Below are 21,276 nucleotides of genomic sequence, written 5' to 3' on the forward strand. Positions count from 1 at the left end.
TCACTTTAACCTAGCTCAAATACGCTATTCCAAATTTGCGTAATATTAATAATATCTTGCTCAAACTGCTCCCTCAAAACTAAACGCCCCTGCTGATCTAAACTCAACACATGGTAGCGTGAGCGATAATCAATATAGGCTTGAATTAGCTGCTGCTTTTGCTCTTTGCTAATACAGCCAAGCTTAGCGGCATCACTTAAAATTCTAACGTTGTCTGAGTAAACTGTTAGATTCTCAAATTCATTAGCGTGTTTAAGTACTAAATATTGGGTTATAAACTCAATATCTGCCATACCACCAACATCTTGTTTTAAATCAAACTGCTGTGTGTTTCCTTTCGCTAAGTGTTCACGCATTTTTTCGCGCATTTTAATTACATCAGCTTTAAGTATGTCGGCATCTCGTGGTTGGCATAATATTTCTTTACGTATTTGTGCAAAACGTTCAACTAACTCATCTTGACCTAATATTAGCCGAGCGCGGACGAGTGCTTGATGCTCCCACGTCCATGCTTGCGTTTGCTGATAATGATTAAAGCTTTCTAAATTAATAGCTAATAAACCAGATGCGCCCTCTGGGCGTAGGCGCGTATCTAGCTCATATAAAATACCCGATGCAGTACGAGTATTAAATAAATGCATTAGGCGCTGTGCGAGCTTTAAATAAAATTGGCGAGAGTCTATTGGCTTATCGCCATTCGTTTGGCTTGAGCCGTCATGGTTGTGTACAAACACCAAATCAAGGTCTGAGTCATATCCAACTTCAAAACCGCCTGTTTTTCCGTAGGCTATAACAGCAAAGCCTTTATGCTCGTCATCAGTACCGGGGGGCATACCAAAGCGCCTAACAGTATTGTGCCACGCAATATTTACTGATTGATCGACGATCGCCTCAGCAAGTGCTGTAAGGTGATCGCTAACCTTCATCACATCAATAACGCCGGTTGCATCGGCAGCTGCAATACGTAGCTGATGAGTTTGCTTAAACTGCCTAAGCGATTCCATTTGTAGCTCTAGGTCGTCATGCTCAATACGTAAAAAATATTGTCTTATCTCGTCTTTATATGCACTCAGAGGCGTTGGTTTATAAAGTACTGCGGGATCGATTAATTCATCTAGCAAAATAGGATATCGAGAAATATGCTCACCTATCCATTTACTATGGCAGCACAATAATACCAGTTGCTTTAACGCGCCTTGGTTTTCGTAAAGCAGTTCTAGGTAGGCTGTACGCGATATTATTTTATTTAATATTTGGCAAACCATTGTAAATGCAGCTGCGCTGGCATTAAAATCATTGAGTTGATTTAGCAGTACAGGCATCAACTTATCAAGAATTTCGCGACCTCGATTACCAATATTTACTTTTGAAAGTCTTAATTTAAAGTCATTCAGGGGCGTTTGCCACTCTTCTCTTTCGTCTTTTAAAAAGCTCACATCACCATGATCCCACGCACTAATAAAAGCGCCTTCACAGGTATCTAGTGGTACGGTTTCCTCGCCAATTACTAGCGAAAATTCGCTATTAACTTGCTTCATAACTTTTTCAATCGTGCTTAATGTAGCGCTGAAGTTTTCTTGTTCTAATAATAAATTTAAGCGCTGCTGATTTAGCTCATCATCTGGTAAGGTTTGTGTTTGTTGGTCGTCAAATATTTGCAGGTACTGCTCAACTTTACGTAAATAAAGGTAATTGCTTTTAAGCTCTAAAGCTTCTTGCTCGTCAATAACTTGGCTAAGTGATAGCTCATTTAATGCTTTGAGTAGAGATTGCGTTTGTAAATTAGCTTCTCGCCCACCTCTAACCATTTGCAGTGCTTGCACAATAAATTCAACTTCTCGAATACCGCCGGCACCTAGTTTAATATTATTAGTAAGGCCTTTACGGCGTACCTCTTGAGCAATCATTAACTTCATTTTACGCAGTGATTCGATCACCGAAAAATCAATATAGCGACGATAAACAAACGGCTTTAACAGCTTAATAAACTCATCCCAGTATTTATTAGGTGTGCCAATTAAGCGCCCTTTTAACATGGCGTAGCGTTCCCAATCGCGCCCTTGCTCTTGGTAGTAATCCTCAATAGCGTTAAAGCTCATAACTAAAGGGCCGCTTTCACCAAATGGACGTAATCGCATATCAACTCTAAATACTTGCCCATCACCTGTTACTTGGTTAAGCGCTGCAATAAGCTTTTGCGCCACTTTTGTATAAAACACTTGAGCTTCTAGGCTTCGTCGTCCGCCTTGTGTTTTTGTACTGCGAGGGTAAGCAAAAATTAAATCTATATCTGATGAGTAATTTAGCTCTTTACCACCAAGCTTTCCCATTCCTAATACCATTAATGGCATTGAATAGTTTTGCTCATCAAGGGGTTCGCCATTTACTTTTGCAACCTGTGCATGCGCCCATTGGTTAGCACTATTTATTAGCATATCGGCCAATTGGCTAATGTAGTTTATGCTATCTGCAATTGGGTTTGCGCAACAAAGATCGAGGTATGCAACTTTAAGCCAGTACTTTTCGCGGTACTTTCGTAAAATTTGATTGCACTTTGCTTCATCTATATTAGTAAGCTCTAGGCCATCAAAGGGAGATGTGACATGTCTATTTTGTATTTCGTCTTTGCACAAAAGCCAATCTTTTAAATCGGGCTGAGACTCTAAAGAGCGCCAAGCAAAGTCGCTCAATGCGAGTAATCGTACAACTTCACTTTCATCGCTTTGCTGCGGATATAGCTGTTCGAAGCGCTCTAAGCCAAGTTTTTGTAATTGAATAGGAAGTTGCTTTAGATTACTCATCGATCCTCTCTTTTATATCATCAATAACCGTACTAGAATGACTAAAACCTAGAAAGGTTAACTTAATTAGGATCACCATGTCATATTTGTCTTTATCTAACACTAGTTTTATTGCGATTGCCATTAGTTTTGCGGTTATTTGCATAACTATTTTTGGTTTACGAACGGTAACTCAACTTAAGGCAAAACAAGCGCTTAAAGAAGAGTTAGCACAGCACGATAACTTTGCCATGGGAATTAGTTTTGCATCAGAAATATCAGTAGTTATAGCAACTATGGCCTTTTTATTTGACGAAATAAGCGTAAGTACCGCACAGTCAAACCCATTAAAAGTAGTTATTTTAATTGTTTTATTATTTACATTTATTAAGGTTGGTCATTTAATCCACAGAAAATGGATATTGCACAGATTCAATGAAGAAGCAGCTATATTAAAACAAAATGTATGCGCCGCTTTAGTTGATTCAGGCATGTTAATAGCTAACTGCATTATTGCGCTTGGCTTATATACATGGACTCACACTCAAGGGTTTAGTAACTTACTCATTGCTTTTGTTAGCTTTTTCACTCTACAAGGGATGTTTGCCCTTGATAGCAAAATACGTGAGCGTCGCTTTGCTAAAGCTAACCAAGGTGCCTCATTACAAAGTAACTTTAATCTAGAAAACACCTCAATAGGTATAAGATACGCTGGTAAATCAATTGGTTTAGCACTTGCAGTTTATGCTGGTTTATCAAGCGCAGCATTTCAAAATGGCAAAATGGTAGAAAATATATTTACACTGGTAATGCATTGCGGTGTAATGTGGTTGTTACTTTATTGTTTAACTTATGTAATAAAAGTTATATCTTTACCAAATATTGATACCGCTCTTGAAGTTGATCACCAAGATAACATTGGGATTGCATGTATAGAGTTTGCTGTTTTTTGTGCTATAGGCTATTTACTTATAAGCATGTTTTCTATTTAACGCCCTCCTTTACTAGCACTTATGCATTTAAGTAAAGGTGGTAATCACTTTGCTTAAATGCAACGAGGCCCCTGCCAGTGCAAGTAACAAACTATTTGCTAATCGACATAGATAACGAATTTAGTCGTGCGTTTGCACAGTACAACAAAAACAATAATAAAAGCACCACACCTTGTGAACTTATAGCTGTGGGCAGTAATACACGCCAGCTAGTAAAAATGATGTTTGATGAGCAAATTAAAGATTATTGTTATTGCGACCTTGAAAACGAGATAAGCGTTGCTGAACTTAGCCATTATTTAGCGGATCATCACAGTATTCATGGCGTTCTTTTTAATAGCGCCGATTACTTACTGGCAAGTGATCAACAGCGCTCAATTTATAATTCATTAAACGAAAACCGATTTTTAATAAATCTCGATGATACAGAATACACATTGAGCCGAATTACCGATGACACGCTAACCGAGCCTTTAATTGCAGATCACGATATAGCTCACAGTACACAAGAGCTTATCTGCCAAGCTGAACTACATAATAAAAATAAATAATTGCACCTAGCTTCGTGCTTACTTACCATAGCGGTATATATTTTTCGCTAATAAGTAAGCAACACACCATGCGAGTTCCTCATATTTATCAGGCATCGGATATTGCCTTAAACACCCCTGTAACTTTAGATGATGACGCTGCTGGGCACATTGGCCGTGTACTGCGTATGAAAGTAGGCGAGCATGTATCTATTTTTAATGGAGAAGGTGGCGAGTACCTTAGTGAAATAATTGAGGTAACTAAAAAAACAGTGATTGTAATGCCACTTGAGCTAAATCCTCATGACGTAGAATCACCTCTTAAAATTCATTTAGGGCAATGTGTATCCCGTGGCGATAAGATGGATTTTACCATTCAAAAATCTGTAGAGCTTGGCATAACTGAAATCACCCCCCTTTTTAGCCAACGCTGCGGCGTTAAACTCAGTGGCGATCGCTTAGAGAAAAAACATCAGCAATGGCAAAAAATTGCAATTGCTGCAGCCGAACAATCTGGGCGTAACTTTGTACCAGTTGTTCACCCTCCCGTTGATTTAAAACAGTGGCTAGATCAGCAAACGCAGGCAATAAAACTGACTTTGCACCCTCGTGCTGAGCACAGTATTAAAACCATTACAGTACCTAAAGATGGTGTGCGCTTTTTAGTAGGCCCAGAAGGCGGTTTTACCGATGAAGAAATGGCGCAAACTAAACAACATGATTTTGTAGATATTCGCTTAGGCCCGCGTGTTTTACGAACGGAAACCGCCGCTTTAACGGTCTTAAGTGCATTACAGTTACAATTTGGCGATTTAGCTAATTGAAATAACTAAAAGTACCCTCATATAAACATTAATATTTATAGTAAGGCACAGCGCATGGCAATTAAGTTAGGTATTATTTCAGATCCTATTAGCGGATTTAACATTAAAAAAGACACCGGTTTTGCAATGATGATGCAAGCGCAAGAGCGCGGCTACGAAATTTACTACATGGAGATGGATGACCTAGCTCTTCGTAAAGGTAAATCGTATGCAACGGCGTCTAAAGCTCAAGTATTTAACAACACCGAAAAATGGTATGAGCTAGAAGAAAAAGCCACTATTGCTCTTGCTGACCTAGACGTTATTTTAATGCGTAAAGATCCACCATTCGATACTGAATACATTTACGCAACCTATATACTTGAACGTGCAGAGCAAGAAGGCACGCTTATCATTAATAAGCCACAAAGTCTTCGTGATGCTAACGAAAAGCTATTTACAGCTTGGTTTAGCGAACATACGCCAGACACGCTAGTAACACGTAGTCAAAAGCAAATTCGTGAGTTTTTAGCCGAGCATAAAGACATTATTTTAAAGCCGCTTGATGGTATGGGTGGCGCATCAATTTTTCGTATCAAAGAAGACGATGCAAACATTGGTGTAATTTGCGAAACGCTAACCGAACACGGCAGCCGCTTTGCGATGGTGCAAAATTATGTGCCAGAGATCAAACAAGGCGACAAGCGCGTATTGGTTGTTGATGGCGAGGTCATTCCGTATTGTTTAGCGCGTATTCCTCAAAATGGCGAAACACGCGGTAACTTAGCAGCTGGCGGTAGAGGTGAAGCTCGCCCTCTTAGCGAGTCCGATTTAAAAATAGCACAAGCTATAGCGCCAACGCTTAAAGAAAAAGGCTTAGTATTTGTAGGCTTAGATATTATTGGCGATAAATTAACTGAAATAAATGTAACAGCACCAACATGTGTACGTGAAATTGAAGCCGCGTATGATATTTCTATCACCGGTATTTTGTTTGATGCCATTGAGCGTAAACTTACAAAATAAATACCATTTAAAAGCGTATTAATTTAATAATTTCATACAATTAATGCGCTTTTTATGTTCAATTTATAGAACTATGCCATACTAAAAGTTCAACTAATATCCATTAACTAAAGGGCGAAATCTATGCAATCATTAGAAAATCATTTTTTAATCGCTATGCCGTCGATGCAAGACCCTTTTTTTAAACGTGCCGTTACGTATATTTGCGAGCACAATGAAGATGGGGCTATGGGCTTGGTAATAAACCAACCTATTAATGTTACTGTTGGTGAGCTTTTAGATAAAATAGAAATTGATAACGACAAAACGCAAAATGCAGCTCAAGTAAGTGTGTTTGCGGGTGGGCCGGTTAAAACCGACCGAGGTTTTGTTTTGCACTCTCCAAAACCTGGATATTCTGCGAGTCAAAAGCTTAGCAGCGATATCATGATCACCACATCTAAAGATGTTCTGGCAAGTTTAACCACCGTTCACGCACCTGATCAATTCATTATTACGCTGGGTTATTCGGGCTGGGAGCAAGGACAACTTGAGCAAGAGCTTTTGGATAACAGTTGGTTGATCATTAAAGCAGATCCAAAGATCATTTTTGATACACCTGTTGAAAAGCGCTGGGAAAAAGCAGTGTCTATGTTGGGCTTTGATATTAGCCAACTTAGCCCAGAAGCAGGCCACGCATAAAACCACCTTATTTCCATGAGTTAATTATTAATAACTTAGCTCATGGAATTAGGGTTTTTTGAGCTTTTAGATTTAAATATTTTTAAGCTTCGAGAAGCACATATTTGGCATTTACTCTACGTTATTACCCATTTATGATGAGCAACCTCACTACATAGGCTGTACCTTACCTAAATACCAAATATTTACTAAAAATTTAACCTTGTAAGACACACAGGCCAAAATAAAACCTAAAACAGGAAACACATGACAAAAAAAACGCTTAAACCGCAAGGTGAACGCACTGTAATGGGCTTTGACTTTGGCACTAAAAGTATTGGGATAGCTATTGGTCAAGAGCTTACAGGCAGCGCATCAAGCCTTAAAGCTGTAAAAGCACAAGACGGTATTCCTAATTGGGACCATATCGCTGTACAAGTTAAAGAGTGGCAACCAGATTTAATGGTGGTAGGTTTACCTCTTAATATGGATGGCACCTCTCAAGAGGTAACATTTAAAGCTAAGAAGTTTGCTAATAGACTGCATAACCATTATGGCATTCCTGTGCAAACACAAGATGAGCGCTTAACAACAGCCGATGCAAAAGCGCGCTTGTTTGAACACGGCGGCTATAAAAACTTAGGCAAAGGTAATGTAGATAATATGTCTGCGGTTATTATTTTAGAAAGCTTTTTTGAAGCCAGCTACGGCGAATAAGAACGATTTTATACCAATTCACTTAATTAAGTATTTGCGTGGATTAATAAGCAAATAAAAAGCGCCAATTGGCGCTTTTTTTGTAACTATTAGTCATTAGCTTTTATCTTTTTCATCAAGGCCATCAATAGTAACGCCTTGCAAAAAGCCTGCGCCTTGCTGCTCGTTATTACGTAGCTTAATCATTAAGCGTAGATCATTTGGCGAATCAGCATGATGTAGTGCATCGGCGTAATTAATACGCTGCTGCCTATAAAGCTCAAATAAAGCTTGGTCGAAGGTTTGCATGCCCATTTCTTTAGATTTAGCCATTGCCTCTTTAATGCCGCCAATGTCGCCGCTTTTGATTAACTCGGCCACCATAGGTGAATTAAGTAAAATCTCTATAGCGGCAACGCGACTTTCACCATCTGAGGTAGGTACAAGCTGCTGAGCAACTATAGCGCGTAAATTAAGTGCTAAGTCGTACTTAAGCTTGTCGTGTTTTTCTTTTGGTACTAAATGCATAATACGGTCAATCGCTTGGTTTGCATTGTTAGCGTGCAATGTAGCAACACATAAATGACCGGTTTCAGCAAAACTAAGCGCATACTCCATGGTTTCTTGCGAACGTATTTCACCAATTAATATTACATCGGGAGCTTGTCGCAACGAGCTTTTAAGCGCCGATTCAAAACTTTCGGTATCAAGCCCTACTTCACGCTGAGTTATTATGCTCTTACGATGCTCATGTACAAATTCAATCGGATCTTCAATCGTGAGTATATGACCGCGTTGGTTACGGTTTCTATAGCCAATAAGTGCAGCTAATGATGTTGATTTACCAGTACCTGTACCACCAACAAATAGCACTAAGCCACGCTTCGACATAATTACATCAGTTAGTGTAGAAGGTAGTCCAAGCTCACTAACGTCAGGTATTTGCGTCACAATACGACGAATAACCATACCAGCTCTATCACGCTGCCAAAAAGCAGATATACGAAAACGCCCTTCGTCTGTTGCTATCGCAAAGTTACACTCTTTGGTGGTATGAAACTCATTTTTTTGCTTTTCGCTCATTGCTGACTCAACAAGCTCTAAAGCTTGTTCGTCGGTAAGTTTATCGTCACTTAGTGCGATTAACTCACCATTAATTTTGGCGCTAACGGGCAATTGACTCGATACAAATAAATCAGAGCCTTTTTTCTCAATCATAATGAGTAAAAAGTGGTTTAAAGATAAATTCATGATGATTCCTTAACCGCCAAACTGTGTTTTATCTTGCGCTTTTTCTTGCGCGGCTTTATTTGTAACCAGCCCGTGGTTTACTAAATTTGTTAAACATTGATCCATTGTTTGCATACCGTGCGATGCACCTGTTTGAATTGATGAATACATTTGCGCAATTTTATCTTCACGGATTAAGTTACGAATTGCGGGTACACCAATCATAATTTCGTGAGCGGCTATTCGCCCGCCACCAATTTTTTTAAGTAACGTTTGCGAAATTACCGCACGTAATGACTCAGAGAGCATTGAGCGTACCATCGCCTTTTCTTCACCTGGGAACACATCAATAATACGGTCAATAGTTTTTGGCGCTGAGGTTGTATGAAGCGTGCCAAACACTAAGTGGCCAGTTTCGGCAGCAGTCATTGCTAAGCGGATTGTTTCTAAATCACGAAGCTCACCAACCAAAATTACATCAGGGTCTTCACGCAGTGCACTTCTAAGGGCATTTGAAAAGCTATGAGTATCGCGGTGCACTTCACGTTGATTAATAAGGCTTAGTTTATTGTCGTGAACAAATTCGATAGGGTCTTCTATAGTCAGAATATGGTGATGCTTGTTTTGATTTATGTAATCGACCATAGCTGCAAGCGTTGTTGATTTACCTGAACCCGTAGGCCCTGTAACCAGTACAAGCCCTCGAGGAGTATCTGAAATTGTTTTAAAGATATCAGGAGCGCCTAAATCATCAAGTGTTAGCACCTCACTTGGGATGGTACGAAACACTGCTGCAGGTCCGCGATTAGAGTTAAATGCGTTCACACGAAAGCGTGCAAGGTTAGGTACTTCAAACGAAAAATCCACTTCAAGATTTTGTTCGTAGTCCTTACGCTGATTATCGTTCATAATGTCGTAAACCAGACTGTTTACGTCTTTGTCTTCAAGTGCTGGTATATTAATACGGCGAACATCACCATCTACGCGTATCATAGGTGAAACACCCGACGATAAATGTAAATCGGATGCTTTGTGTTGCACACTAAACGCCAATAATTCGGTAATATCCATTTATGACTCCACAACTAACTGATAAATATATGGTTACAATAGCAGAACGACTCACATCCGCCTACGCTAGAATTGCAAATGCGGCAAAAAATGCACAACGAAATAGCAGCGAAATAACTTTACTCGCTGTTTCAAAAACAAAACCTAGTACAGATATAGCTGCAGCTTACGAGCATGGCCAACGCCAATTTGGCGAGTCTTATGTTCAAGAGGCTGTAGATAAAATAGCTCAATTAAGTGCATTAAGCGACATCACGTGGCACTTTATTGGCCCTATTCAATCAAATAAAAGCGCGCTTGTTGCACAGCATTTTGACTGGGTGCAAAGTGTTGATCGCATAAAAATAGCAAAACGACTAAACACACAACGCCTTGCTGATTTCCCCCCTTTAAATGTGCTTATTCAAGTAAATATAAGTACAGAAGAGGCTAAGTCGGGCTGTAGCGTTGATCAAATACCTGAACTTGCAGAATTTATTAGCCAGTGTGAGCAGTTAACTTTGCGTGGTTTAATGGCAATTCCGGCTAAAAGTGACGATCCTGCTGAGCAAATTCAATCTTTTGAGCAATTACAAACTTGCTTTGATAAACTAAAGGCCCAATATCCTCATATAGATACGTTGTCGATGGGTATGAGTGGAGATGTTGAAGCTGCCATAAGTGCAGGTTCAACCATGGTGAGGATCGGCACAGATATTTTTGGAACTCGAACTTAAAAGGTGATAACAGACATATGTCAGATAAAACAATCGCATTTATAGGCACAGGTAACATGAGCTATGCCATTATTGGTGGCATGGTAAAAAACGGTTTTAACGCAAACAACATCATTGCTACAAACCGCAACCAAGAAAAGCTTGCAAAGGTAGCAGACGATTTCAAGGTGAAAACCACCAGTGACAATAACGAAGCCCTACGCGATGCTGATGTCATTGTATTATCTGTTAAGCCTCAAATGATGGGCGATTTATGTAAATCGTTTCAAGAATCAGGCGTAGACTTTAGTGATAAATTATTTATATCGGTTGCCGCAGGTTTAACCGTTAAGCGTTTACGTGAAATGCTAGGCCAAGACGTTAAAATGGTACGTTGTATGCCAAATACCCCATCGCTGCTTGGCCGTGGTGTATCGGGTTTATTTGGTGCAAACGAAACAGCCGATGAACACGAGTTTGTACAACAAGTATTTGAATGTACTGGTATTGCAGTATGGGTTGAGCAAGAGTCGCAAATTAACGATATTATTGCTGTGACAGGCTCATCTCCTGCTTACTTTTTCTTATTTATGGAAGCCATTGAAGAAAAAGCTAAAGCACTTGGCTTTAACGATGAAGATGCCCGTCGCTTAGTACAACAAACAGCGCTTGGCGCTGCAGAAATGGCACTTAGCCAACCAGATATTACTATTTCGCAATTGCGCTCAAATGTAACATCTAAAGGCGGTACTACACATGCCGCAGTTGAGCATTTAAAAGGCGAAGGCTTAACACAAACTGTTAGCGACGCGATGGATGCATGTATTGCCCGCGCAGAGCAAATGGAAAAAGAACTTTAAAATTACTTTTTATTGAAGGTTACATTATGAATGCCATGCAATTTTTGATCAGTACCCTGTTTGATTTATTTTTAATGGTGGTGCTACTGCGTTTTTGGCTACAGTGGGCAAAAGCCGACTTTTACAACCCGATGAGCCAATTTGTAGTTAAAGCAACGTCGTTTGCCGTTAAACCGCTACGTAAAATTATACCTGGATTTGGCGGGCTCGATTTAGCGTCATTGTTGCTGGCATACCTTGTAGCCGTAGCTAAAATTAGTACCCTAATGCTTGTTATTTATGGAGCATGGGCACCGCAGCCGGTGTTTATCCAAGCATTAATAACTGTATTAAAAGAAGGTTTAAACTTAGTATTTTGGGTGTTAATTATCCGCGCTATTTTAAGCTGGGTAAGCCAAGGCTATAACCCTATTGAAGCGGTTTTTCATCAACTTACTGAGCCAATGCTTAAACCCATTCGTAAAATTCTTCCGCCAATGGGTGGTTTAGATTTATCAGTATTAGTACTTATTATTGGTATTCAGTTTTTACAAATGCTGTTTATGGACTTTTTAGCGTAAGCACTCAATTTTAAGTAAAGAGGCCTTATGGCCTCTTTTTTATATAGGACACCATAATGAATCGTTTAATTAAGTTTTGTTTTATTGCTTGTTTAGCCTTCGTATTTAATGCACAAAGTGAAGAAATGCAAGGTGCTCAGTACAAAGAGCTTGGCCCTTGGCAAGTACATTACATTGCCTTTCCTTCTACGTTTATTCAGCCCAAAATAGCTACAGCGTACAACCTTGAGCGCAGTGGCTACAAAGGGGTTGTAAACATTTCTATATTAAAAAATGATGCCGATAAAACAGCACAAACAGCCACGTTAACTGGCACAGCCAAAAACTTACTGGGTAATAAACAAACCTTAACTTTTAAAGAAGTAAAAGAAGGTGACTCAATTTATTATCTTGCTCAAGTAAATTACACCAACGAAGAAATTTTACGCTTTGAAATTGAAATACAACAAAGTAACCAGTTTCAAAAATTACAATTTCAGCAAAAATTTTACGTAGATTAACAACATGACCAAAAATTTAGTACTTGCTACAGGTAACCCTGGCAAAGTAAATGAGCTGGCAAATATGCTAAGCCCACTTAATATTAACGTTGTGCCACAAAGTGACTTTAACGTAAGTGAAGTAGCCGAAACCGGCACCACCTTTGTAGAAAACGCCATTATAAAAGCCCGCCATGCGGCAAAAATTACAGGTATGCCAGCCATAGCTGATGATTCAGGCCTAGAAGTAGATGGCTTAAATGGCGCGCCGGGCGTTTACTCTGCTCGCTTTGCAGGTGAGAGCGCGAGCGATCAAGACAACATAGATAAACTACTTAATGACTTAGGTAGCAATCCAAACCGTAAAGCCCGCTTTTGGTGTGTACTGGTATTAATGCGCCACGCAGATGACTCGACCCCACTTATTTGCAGCGCAAGCTGGGAAGGCGAAATTACACAAACTCAAAATGGCGAAGGTGGTTTTGGTTACGACCCAGTATTTTTTGTTGCTGAGCAAAACTGTACCAGTGCAGAGCTCACCAAAGAGCAAAAAAATGCAGTGAGCCATCGTGGCCAAGCACTTAAAAAATTACTACTAGAGCTTCAAAACAAAGGCGGCCTGTGAACCTTCCACCACTTAGCTTATATGTGCACGTACCTTGGTGCGTGCAAAAATGCCCTTACTGCGACTTTAATAGCCATGGGCAAAAAGGCGACATACCTGAAGCTGAATACATTCAACATTTAATAGACGATTTAAAAGCTGATTTACATTTAGTGCAAGGGCGTAAAATACACAGTATTTTTATTGGTGGTGGCACGCCAAGCTTATTAACCGGCGGTGCTTACATTCGTTTACTTAAAGAAGTTGATAGCCTAATTGGCCTTAGCGATAACTGCGAAATAACCCTTGAGGCAAACCCCGGCACTGTAGAGACGAATCGCTTTAAAGAGTATGTAAAAGCCGGTATTAACCGTATTTCTATTGGTGTACAAAGCATGCAAAACGACAAGCTAAAAGCGCTTGGCCGTATTCATGGTGCCGATGAAGCAAACTATGCCGCTGAGCAAGCTAAACACGCTGGGCTAAATAGCTTCAATCTTGATTTAATGCATGGTTTACCGGGGCAAAGTCTGGAAGATGCACTGAGTGATTTAAAACACATTATTGCTTTAAATCCGCCGCATATATCGTGGTACCAACTCACTATTGAGCCAAATACACAGTTTGCTTCAAAACCACCTACTCTGCCGCAAGATGAAACCCTATGGGACATTCAAGAGCAAGGCCAAGCGTTACTTGCTCAAGCTGGTTACATTCAATACGAAATATCAGGATATGCAAAGCCCGGTTATCAATGCCAACATAACTTGAATTATTGGCGTTTTGGCGATTATCTCGGTATTGGTTGTGGTGCTCATGGTAAAGTTACTGATGCAAAAACGGGTGTAATAACACGCACCGAAAAGGTTAAACACCCTCGCGGTTATATGGATTTAATTAAGCCATATATGTACAAACGTTGGGAAGTAGAGCAAGACGATTTAGCCTTTGAGTTTTTTATGAATCGTTTTCGCTTAGTCGAGCCTTGCCCAATTGAAGATTTCAGTTCGTTGACTAGTCAGCCGCTACAAAGCCAGCAAGCGGCTTTAACAAAAGCTATAAACGCAGGATTGTTAATACAAGAAAACGGCCACTGGCAAGTAAGCGTTAAAGGTCATCGTTTTTTAAATGACCTGCTAGAATTGTTCGTGTAGTGGTTTTAACCACGCGCGATAAACATAAAAATACAAGCAAATAAATATAATACACCCTAATGGGTTTCTAACAACAAAGGGAAAACAATGCGTAAACTTACCTTTATTGCAGCTGCTGTGAGCGTTGCACTTATTGCTGGTTGCCAGCAAACAACTCAACAGGCCGCACCGGTTGCAAAAGCACAAAATGTTCAATCACAACAAAGTGAAATAGACAAAGCCAATGCGTTTTTTGAAGATACCTTTAACCGCGACGTAATGAGCAGCCCTGTGTACCAAACTTACATGGGCATTAAAAAAGATTACGACAAATGGGATGACGGCAGCGAAGAGCAAAAATTAAAAGATTTAGCACAAACTAAAGCTGATTTAGTTGAGCTAAAAGCAATTAACCGCGACCTACTTGATGATGCAACAAAAGTAAGTTACGACTTAAAAAAACAAGACTTAGAAAGCTCAATTGCTGATTTTAAATGGCGTTACCATAACTACCCAGTTAACCAAATGTTTGGTACTCACTCTATGGTGCCTGCATTTTTAATTAACCAACATTCAATTAGTAACGTTAAAGAAGCAAAAGACTACATTGCACGTTTAAACGGTGTACCTACAGTATTTGATCAACTAATTACTGATTTAGAAACGCGTGCTGATAAAGGTATTATTGCCCCTAAATTTGTGTTCCCACATGTTATTGATTCAAGCAAAAACATCATCCATGGTGCGCCGTTTGAAAAAGGTGAAGACTCTACGCTTTTAGCCGACTTTAAACGTAAAGTAAGCGCGCTTGAAGTTAGCCAAGATGAAAAAGATGCCTTAATTAGCGATGCAACTGATGCACTAAAATCAGCAGTTAAGCCTTCTTACTCTAAGCTAATTAATTACCTAGCACAGCTAGAGAAACGCGCTGATAACCGTGATGGCGCGTGGAAATTGCCAGATGGTGAAGCGTTTTATAACAACGCCCTTAAACGCACTACAACAACCGATTTAACGGCTAAAGAGATTCATGCCATTGGTCTTGCTGAAGTTGAGCGTATTCATGACGAAATGCGTGAAATTAAAGATAAAGTGGGCTTTAAAGGTGATTTAAAAGCGTTTATGCAGTTTATGAAAACTGATAAACAATTTTATTATGCCAATGACGCACAAGGTAAACAGCGTTATTTAGATGAGGCAACTGGCCTAATTGATACCATGAAAACCCGTTTAGACGAGCTGTTTATTGTTAAGCCAAAAGCAGACCTTAAAGTTAAAGCCGTTGAAGCATTTCGTGAAAAAGCAGCAGGTAAAGCATTTTACCAACAACCTGCGCCAGATGGCTCACGCCCTGGTATTTACTACGCGAACCTTTACGACATGGAAGCGATGCCAACGTATCAAATGGAAGCATTAGCGTACCATGAGGGTATTCCGGGTCACCACATGCAAATTGCTATCTCGCAAGAGCTTGAAGGTGCACCTAAGTTCCGTAAGTTTGGCGGCTATACGGCATACATTGAAGGTTGGGGCTTATACTCAGAGTTCATTCCTAAAGAAATGGGTATGTACTCAGACCCTTACTCAGATTTTGGTCGCCTTTCAATGGAATTATGGCGCGCATGTCGCCTAGTGGTTGATACCGGTATTCACGCAATGAAGTGGACTCGCCAAGAGGGTATTGATTACTACGTAAATAACACGCCTAATGCAACATCAGACGGTGTTAAAATGGTTGAGCGTCACATTGTAATGCCATCGCAAGCAACAGCTTACAAAGTAGGTATGCTTAAGATTTTAGAACTGCGTGAAGATGCTAAAAAGCAACTTGGTGATAAGTTTGATATTCGCCAGTTCCACGATGTAGTACTTAAAAATGGACCTGTACCACTTAACGTACTAGAGAACTTTGTGAACGAATGGGTAGCAAGCAAAAAAGCTTAAAACCAATTGAAAGCAACTGTTTAAATATGAAAGGTCGCTTATGCGACCTTTTTTGTCTTATAGTAATAAAACGTTGAGAGGTAGAGTGATAGAATGGATTTAAGCATACAGTTACTTAATGCGCGAATTGCTAAGCATCAGCTAGATGAACTTGATAGCGACTTTAAACAGTTAAGTCCTGCCCAGCAAACATTACAGCTTAATCACCTTTGTGAAACCGCTTTGCGTATGGATATTAAATACGACTTTATGCAAAACATGGCTACACGTATTTTAACCACCAACACACCACCAGCGCCTTTTATAAACCAATTAACGACTACTGATGCATTAACGTTTTTTACACCGGCATTAAAAGAGAACAAAGGCTTTTTAGCACAAGATACCCAAGGTAATAATGTGCTACATAATGTATTTAAGCACGCCCATGCTCAAAAGCTGGCTTTTAACTACGTGCGCTCTTTAGTGTTATTTGAATCTAACGATGATTTAGTCAAAGCCCTTGCACAAACCAATGCACGCGGCCTCACGCCCGTTGCTTGTTATATTGCATATGCAAATAAACCTAACACCCCAGTTAAGCATGAATTTTCAGCGCTGCTAGCCCTTATGGAAATAGAACAAAAACAAAACCCATTGGCTAAGCAACAACTGGCAAGCATATTAAAAGGGGCAAACATCAACGAAACCAGCATTTTACTCAGTGCAGCTTACCTGCAGCGTTCAACCGCGCAAATTGCACATTTAATCAAAGCAATTTAGTCACTTAAGTAATATTCTACGCTTGTTACTACTCTCACCTTTTTAATATGAGGTGTGTTTGAGTCACGGTTAGTAATACTAAATTGGCCTTGTCGCGCCGTTTTAATTTTACCAAGTTTTGAATTTGAGTCTTTAGCAAACTTATTCGCCACTTCTCGGGCTTTCTCTGTGGCCTCTTGCACCATGGCAGGTTTTATATCGTTAAGAGTAGTAAATATATACTCCACCTTGGTTTCGTAACTGTCTTGTACGACTGCAATATTTTGCTTTGCTAATTGACTTACTTTACTCAGTGCATTTTGTACTTTATCGGGAGCACTTGAATACACAATAATATTAGAGCGTACTAAATACCTAAATTTTTGATTTTCGTTAGCGTATTCGCGGGCTTGCTTATCAATAATTGACTGACTCCCTGTGCTTATTTCGTCATCATCAAAGCCATGTAGCTTTAAAAAAGCGATAACCGCATCATTTTTTTGCTCAACCCTACTAACTAACTTTTCGAGATTGTTGTCGGCATCACTAAACTGCAAAGGCCAAATTACGGTATCTGCGCTTACTTCTCGCTCAGCTAATCCTTTAACTTGTACGCTGCGTTCCATCGCTTTTACGTCAAGTGCTGTTCCTTTTAAAATAAAACCAAAGCTAACTAAGCCTATACTTAAACAAATTGCTGCTATAACAATATAAAAACCGGGTGTTTTGTTCACGTTCACCTCCTTGATTGATATCAATAATAAGCACCTAGACGCTCGAAATAACACACTAAACAGGGTACATTGTGAGTATAAATAACGCAAAATATAATCAGCCAAGGATCCGCTATGAGCCTAAAACGTATTAGCCAGTTTTTTAACCCCTCGTCGGTGGCGGTTATTGGCGCCTCAAACGTGTCAACTCGTGCAGGCTTTGTAGTAATGCGCAATTTGTTACGGGGTGGCTTTAATGGGCCAATAATGCCAGTTACGCCAAGCCATACAGCGGTACATGGTGTACTTGCCTACCCAAGCATAGCTGAATTGCCTAAAGTACCTGATCTTGCTGTTATTTGTACCAACAAAAACACTCTACTAAGTATCATTGAACAGTTAGGTAAGCTTGGTTGTAAAAGCGCCATAGTCATTGCCGATGGCCTTTCAAATGAGCTAAAAGCAGCATTAAAAGAATCAGCCCAAGCACACAACGTTACGCTGCTTGGACCAAACTGTTTAGGCTTACTTATCCCCCATATTGGCTTAAACGCAAGTTTTTCTCACACTGTTGCAAGCCCGGGTAAACTTGCTTTTGTATCGCAATCAGCTGCAGTGTGTTCGACCATTTTAGATTGGGCAAAAAACAAAGAAATCGGCTTTTCGTATTTTGTCTCGGTGGGTGATTGCCTAGATATAGACTTTGATGAACTGCTCGACTTTTTAGGCCGCGACGCTAAAACCAAAGCCATTTTATTGTACATAGATAATATTGAAGATATTCGCGGGTTTATATCTGCAGCGAGAGCTGCTGCTTTTAGTAAACCCGTTATTGCTATAAAAACCGGAAAAACCAGTGCCGGAGCACTCGCCGCTGAAATTCACACCGGTGGTAAGCAAAGTTCAGATGCTGTTTACGATGCACTATTTCAGCGTGCGGGTATGCTTCGCGTAAAAGATTTACGTGAGCTATTTGCCGCTACACAAACGCTTGCTATGCACCCAAAATTATTAAAAGTAGAGCAACTTACAATTTTAACCAATGGTGGCGGCCCAGGCGTTATGGCAGTTGATGAGCTTATATTAAACTCTGGCAAGTTAACCCAATTAAGCGATGAAACCCGCGCAGCACTCAATAAAGTGATCCCACAATCAGACACCACATCAAACCCTGTTGATATATTTGGTGACTCAGCTCCGGCTCGTTACAAGCAAGCTCTTGATATTTTATTGCGCGCAAAAGAAGTTAAAAATTTATTGATAATTCACACTCCATCAGCACTGGCACCGAGTGAAGATTACGCCGATATAATAGTGCAAACTCTACAAACGATTCCTAAAATGGCGCGCCCTTATGTGATCACTAATTTTATGGGAGAAGATGCCTCCTACGCCGCTAGAAAGGTATGCTCTAATAGCGCTATACCAACTTACCGCACACCTGAAGGTGCTGTAGGTGCATTTATGCATTTAGTTAGCTATCGCCGAAATCAAAAACACTTAACGCAAACGCCAGAGTCGAACACAGATGATGCAAAAATAAATAAAGTAGCAGCTAAAACACTCATTACTGAGTTTTTAACAGATGATCAAAGCTATTTACCGACCCATCAAGCCAGCCAAGTATTGAGCCACTATGGTGTTGAATGTATTCAAACAGAGGTCGCTTACACCCCTACAGAAGCAAGAGAGCAAGCCATTGAACTTGGCTTTCCTGTGGCACTAAAACTAATTAGCCCAAGTATTGCTTCAAAATCGGAAGTGGGTGGTGTAGTCCTTAACCTTAACGATGCAAATGAAGTGGAGCAAACCGCGTTTGCAATGCTAATCCGTATTAAAAATACGTACCCAGATGCGGTGATTGAAGGGTTTTCGCTGCAAAAAATGGCGCCACGCGCAGGCGCAAATGAGCTTAGAATAGCCATTAAAACAGAGCCTAATTTTGGGCCCGTTATTTTACTTGGCGAAGCCGGGAACGGCCTGGAGTACGCACAAGCTGCTGTTGCACTTCCACCACTTAACATGAACCTAGCTAAATATTTAATTGCAGCAGCACATGATAAAGGGGTACTAAAAGAACGTATATTGCCCGAAAAAGTCGATAAATATCGACTTTGCGCCCTACTCACTCGTATTTCGCAATTAGTGATAGATCAGCCTGATATTAGCTCTATGGAGTTAAATCCAATACTTGCCAGTAACGGGCAGTTTTTAGTACTTGATGCCACTATGACGCTTAATAAATACCAAGCGCAAAGCAATCGTAAGCGCTTATCTATTCGCCCTTACCCTATTGAGCTTGTCGAAGTGGTGACTCTTAAAAACAACACCCAAGCAACTCTCAGGCCTATAAAACCAGAAGATGAAAAAGCCCACCAAGAGTTTGATCAATCTTTAAATAAGGAAGATCGTTACAAACGATTTTTTGGTGAACTTCCTCAGTTTAATCACGATCAGCTCGCTAAAATGACCCAAATTGATTACGACCGTGAAATGGCATTTATTGTTTGCCAGCGCTTTGAAGGCAAAACCCGTACGCTTGGTGTAGCAAGAGTTATTATGGACCCTGATAATTTACATGCTGAATTTGCAACTGTAGTGCGCTCTGATTATCAAGGTTTAGGCCTTGGCACCATTCTTATGACAGCGGCAATTAATCATTGTAAGCGCCAAGGCGTTGAGACAGTAGAGGGGATCACATTGCCTGAAAACACAGGCATGATTGAGCTAGCGCGCAAGCTGGGCTTTAAAATAAGCCGCGACTTTGAAGAAGGCAGTATTAACATGGTGCTTAAACTTAACTAATGAATAGTCCGCAAACCTTAAGACAAAAAATGGCCTGCCTATTTGAGGGGACGGGGCAATATCACCGTGCAGGGCACCTATTAGACATTACCCTCATTAGCTTAATAATGATTAATGTTATAGCCATCGTTATTGAATCAATTCCGAACGTAGCGCTTAAATATTATGATGAATTTTTAATTTTAGAAATTGTCTCAGTGGCTATTTTTGCTATTGAATATATAGCAAGGCTATGGGCATGTGTAGATAAAACAAAGTATGCTGCCATTAATGGCACTAATACAAAACGCAGGCTAAGTTATTTTTTATCTCCCCTGGCGCTAATTGATCTGATTGCTATTTTGCCTAGCTTACTGATGTTTTTATTTCCGCTCGATTTACGTTTTTTACGCGTACTTAGGCTACTAAGAGTGTTTAAGCTTACTCGCTACTCTCGTGCTATGCAGCTGCTGTTACAAGCGTTTATAGATGAAGGCAGTTCATTACTTGCAGCATTTTTTATTATGGCGGTTGTGCTTATCTTAGCCTCTTGCGGTATTTATTTAATTGAGCATGATATTCAACCCGATAAATTTGGATCTATTCCCGCGGCTATGTGGTGGGCAATGGCTACACTTACCACTGTAGGCTATGGCGATGTAGTCCCTATAACCTCATTGGGTAAATTTTTTGGCGGGGTGATCACATTACTTAGCATGGGAATGGTAGCTATCCCAACAGGTTTACTCGCATCTAGTTTTTCAGAGCAAATACGTAAACGACGCCAGTTTTTTGAAGACGCAGTCCATGAACAAATTCATGATGGCACGCTCAACAAAGCGCAACACGCTCACTTAGAAGAGCTACGCTATAAGTTGGGATTAAGTAAGCTTGAGGCAAATAAGGCCATAAAAACACAACTAAATGAGCGCAATAGCCATATTTATTGTCGTCACTGCGGCAAGCGCCCTTAAA

Annotated in this window: 20 protein-coding genes; 16 read left to right on the forward strand and 4 right to left on the reverse strand. The window is 40.1% G+C overall.

Translation table 11 applies throughout. The features are described from left to right. Window positions 1-5 precede the first annotated feature (5 nt). Window positions 6-2,801: a bifunctional [glutamate--ammonia ligase]-adenylyl-L-tyrosine phosphorylase/[glutamate--ammonia-ligase] adenylyltransferase gene (glnE, locus tag ALFOR1_RS14000; RefSeq protein WP_104643312.1), complete on the reverse strand. Its 2,796-nt coding sequence runs from the start codon at window positions 2,799-2,801 to the stop codon at window positions 6-8. 77 nt (window positions 2,802-2,878) lie between these two features. Here glnE and ALFOR1_RS14005 point away from each other — a divergent pair, with 77 nt between their 5' ends. The 6 genes from ALFOR1_RS14005 to ruvX all read left to right on the forward strand — a co-directional run bounded on the left by ALFOR1_RS14005 (window position 2,879) and on the right by ruvX (window position 7,508). Beyond that, window positions 2,879-3,772 carry a DUF350 domain-containing protein gene (locus tag ALFOR1_RS14005; protein WP_058549471.1) on the forward strand — a complete coding sequence of 298 codons (894 nt, stop codon included), beginning with the start codon at window positions 2,879-2,881 and terminating at the stop codon, window positions 3,770-3,772. 71 nt (window positions 3,773-3,843) lie between these two features. Then, the gene (locus ALFOR1_RS14010; protein ID WP_058549470.1) at window positions 3,844-4,323 is read left to right on the forward strand and encodes a hypothetical protein; all 480 of its coding nucleotides are present in this window, start codon (window positions 3,844-3,846) and stop codon (window positions 4,321-4,323) included. A gap of 68 nt (window positions 4,324-4,391) precedes the next feature. Next, window positions 4,392-5,126: a 16S rRNA (uracil(1498)-N(3))-methyltransferase gene (gene rsmE, locus ALFOR1_RS14015; RefSeq protein ID WP_104643313.1), complete on the forward strand. Its 735-nt coding sequence runs from the start codon at window positions 4,392-4,394 to the stop codon at window positions 5,124-5,126. A 54-nt stretch (window positions 5,127-5,180) separates the two neighbouring features. Further along, entirely contained in the window at window positions 5,181-6,131 is a 951-nt protein-coding gene (gene gshB / locus ALFOR1_RS14020) for a glutathione synthase (RefSeq protein ID WP_104643314.1), read from the forward strand. Window positions 6,132-6,254: 123 nt separating this feature from the next. Next, on the forward strand, window positions 6,255-6,812 hold the full coding sequence (locus ALFOR1_RS14025) for a YqgE/AlgH family protein (protein WP_058549467.1): 558 nt from the start codon (window positions 6,255-6,257) through the stop codon (window positions 6,810-6,812). Between the two features lie 246 nt (window positions 6,813-7,058). Then, window positions 7,059-7,508: a Holliday junction resolvase RuvX gene (ruvX, locus tag ALFOR1_RS14030; RefSeq protein WP_058549466.1), complete on the forward strand. Its 450-nt coding sequence runs from the start codon at window positions 7,059-7,061 to the stop codon at window positions 7,506-7,508. A gap of 96 nt (window positions 7,509-7,604) precedes the next feature. Here the strand turns inward: ruvX and ALFOR1_RS14035 are convergent, their stop codons facing one another. After that, complete coding sequence (locus tag ALFOR1_RS14035; protein WP_104643315.1) at window positions 7,605-8,738, reverse strand: PilT/PilU family type 4a pilus ATPase; 1,134 nt, start codon at window positions 8,736-8,738, stop codon at window positions 7,605-7,607. A gap of 9 nt (window positions 8,739-8,747) precedes the next feature. Beyond that, on the reverse strand, window positions 8,748-9,788 hold the full coding sequence (locus ALFOR1_RS14040; RefSeq protein ID WP_058549464.1) for a type IV pilus twitching motility protein PilT: 1,041 nt from the start codon (window positions 9,786-9,788) through the stop codon (window positions 8,748-8,750). 2 nt (window positions 9,789-9,790) lie between these two features. Between ALFOR1_RS14040 and ALFOR1_RS14045 the strand changes: the two genes are divergently transcribed. From ALFOR1_RS14045 to ALFOR1_RS14080, 8 genes are all read left to right on the forward strand, one after another. Then, window positions 9,791-10,504, forward strand: coding sequence for a YggS family pyridoxal phosphate-dependent enzyme (locus ALFOR1_RS14045; RefSeq protein ID WP_104643316.1), 714 nt, complete (start codon window positions 9,791-9,793; stop codon window positions 10,502-10,504). 17 nt (window positions 10,505-10,521) lie between these two features. Then, on the forward strand, window positions 10,522-11,343 hold the full coding sequence (gene proC, locus ALFOR1_RS14050) for a pyrroline-5-carboxylate reductase (protein ID WP_104643317.1): 822 nt from the start codon (window positions 10,522-10,524) through the stop codon (window positions 11,341-11,343). Window positions 11,344-11,369: 26 nt separating this feature from the next. Beyond that, a complete protein-coding gene (locus ALFOR1_RS14055; RefSeq protein WP_104643318.1) occupies window positions 11,370-11,903 on the forward strand; it encodes a YggT family protein in 534 nt (177 codons plus the stop codon). Window positions 11,904-11,959: 56 nt separating this feature from the next. Beyond that, on the forward strand, window positions 11,960-12,403 hold the full coding sequence (locus tag ALFOR1_RS14060) for a DUF4426 domain-containing protein (RefSeq protein ID WP_104643319.1): 444 nt from the start codon (window positions 11,960-11,962) through the stop codon (window positions 12,401-12,403). 4 nt (window positions 12,404-12,407) lie between these two features. Beyond that, window positions 12,408-13,007 carry an XTP/dITP diphosphatase gene (locus tag ALFOR1_RS14065; protein ID WP_104643320.1) on the forward strand — a complete coding sequence of 200 codons (600 nt, stop codon included), beginning with the start codon at window positions 12,408-12,410 and terminating at the stop codon, window positions 13,005-13,007. After that, the gene (gene hemW, locus ALFOR1_RS14070; RefSeq protein ID WP_104643321.1) at window positions 13,004-14,140 is read left to right on the forward strand and encodes a radical SAM family heme chaperone HemW; all 1,137 of its coding nucleotides are present in this window, start codon (window positions 13,004-13,006) and stop codon (window positions 14,138-14,140) included. The genes ALFOR1_RS14065 and hemW overlap by 4 nt, the downstream gene beginning before the upstream one ends. Before the next feature lie 87 nt (window positions 14,141-14,227). Further along, window positions 14,228-16,063 carry a DUF885 domain-containing protein gene (locus tag ALFOR1_RS14075; protein ID WP_104643322.1) on the forward strand — a complete coding sequence of 612 codons (1,836 nt, stop codon included), beginning with the start codon at window positions 14,228-14,230 and terminating at the stop codon, window positions 16,061-16,063. 93 nt (window positions 16,064-16,156) lie between these two features. After that, window positions 16,157-16,825 (forward strand): hypothetical protein, encoded by a 669-nt coding sequence (locus tag ALFOR1_RS14080; RefSeq protein ID WP_104643323.1) that lies wholly within the window; start codon window positions 16,157-16,159, stop codon window positions 16,823-16,825. Here ALFOR1_RS14080 and ALFOR1_RS14085 read toward each other — a convergent pair. Next, window positions 16,822-17,538 carry an SIMPL domain-containing protein gene (locus tag ALFOR1_RS14085; RefSeq protein ID WP_058549455.1) on the reverse strand — a complete coding sequence of 239 codons (717 nt, stop codon included), beginning with the start codon at window positions 17,536-17,538 and terminating at the stop codon, window positions 16,822-16,824. The genes ALFOR1_RS14080 and ALFOR1_RS14085 overlap by 4 nt on opposite strands. A gap of 114 nt (window positions 17,539-17,652) precedes the next feature. Between ALFOR1_RS14085 and ALFOR1_RS14090 the strand changes: the two genes are divergently transcribed. Both ALFOR1_RS14090 and ALFOR1_RS14095 read left to right on the forward strand, forming a co-directional pair. Beyond that, entirely contained in the window at window positions 17,653-20,322 is a 2,670-nt protein-coding gene (locus ALFOR1_RS14090) for a bifunctional acetate--CoA ligase family protein/GNAT family N-acetyltransferase (protein ID WP_104643324.1), read from the forward strand. Continuing rightward, window positions 20,322-21,275 carry an ion transporter gene (locus ALFOR1_RS14095; protein WP_104643325.1) on the forward strand — a complete coding sequence of 318 codons (954 nt, stop codon included), beginning with the start codon at window positions 20,322-20,324 and terminating at the stop codon, window positions 21,273-21,275. The genes ALFOR1_RS14090 and ALFOR1_RS14095 overlap by 1 nt, the downstream gene beginning before the upstream one ends. Window position 21,276 lies beyond the last annotated feature (1 nt).

Source organism: Pseudoalteromonas carrageenovora IAM 12662, assembly GCF_900239935.1.
Classification (GTDB): Bacteria; Pseudomonadota; Gammaproteobacteria; order Enterobacterales; family Alteromonadaceae; genus Pseudoalteromonas; species Pseudoalteromonas carrageenovora.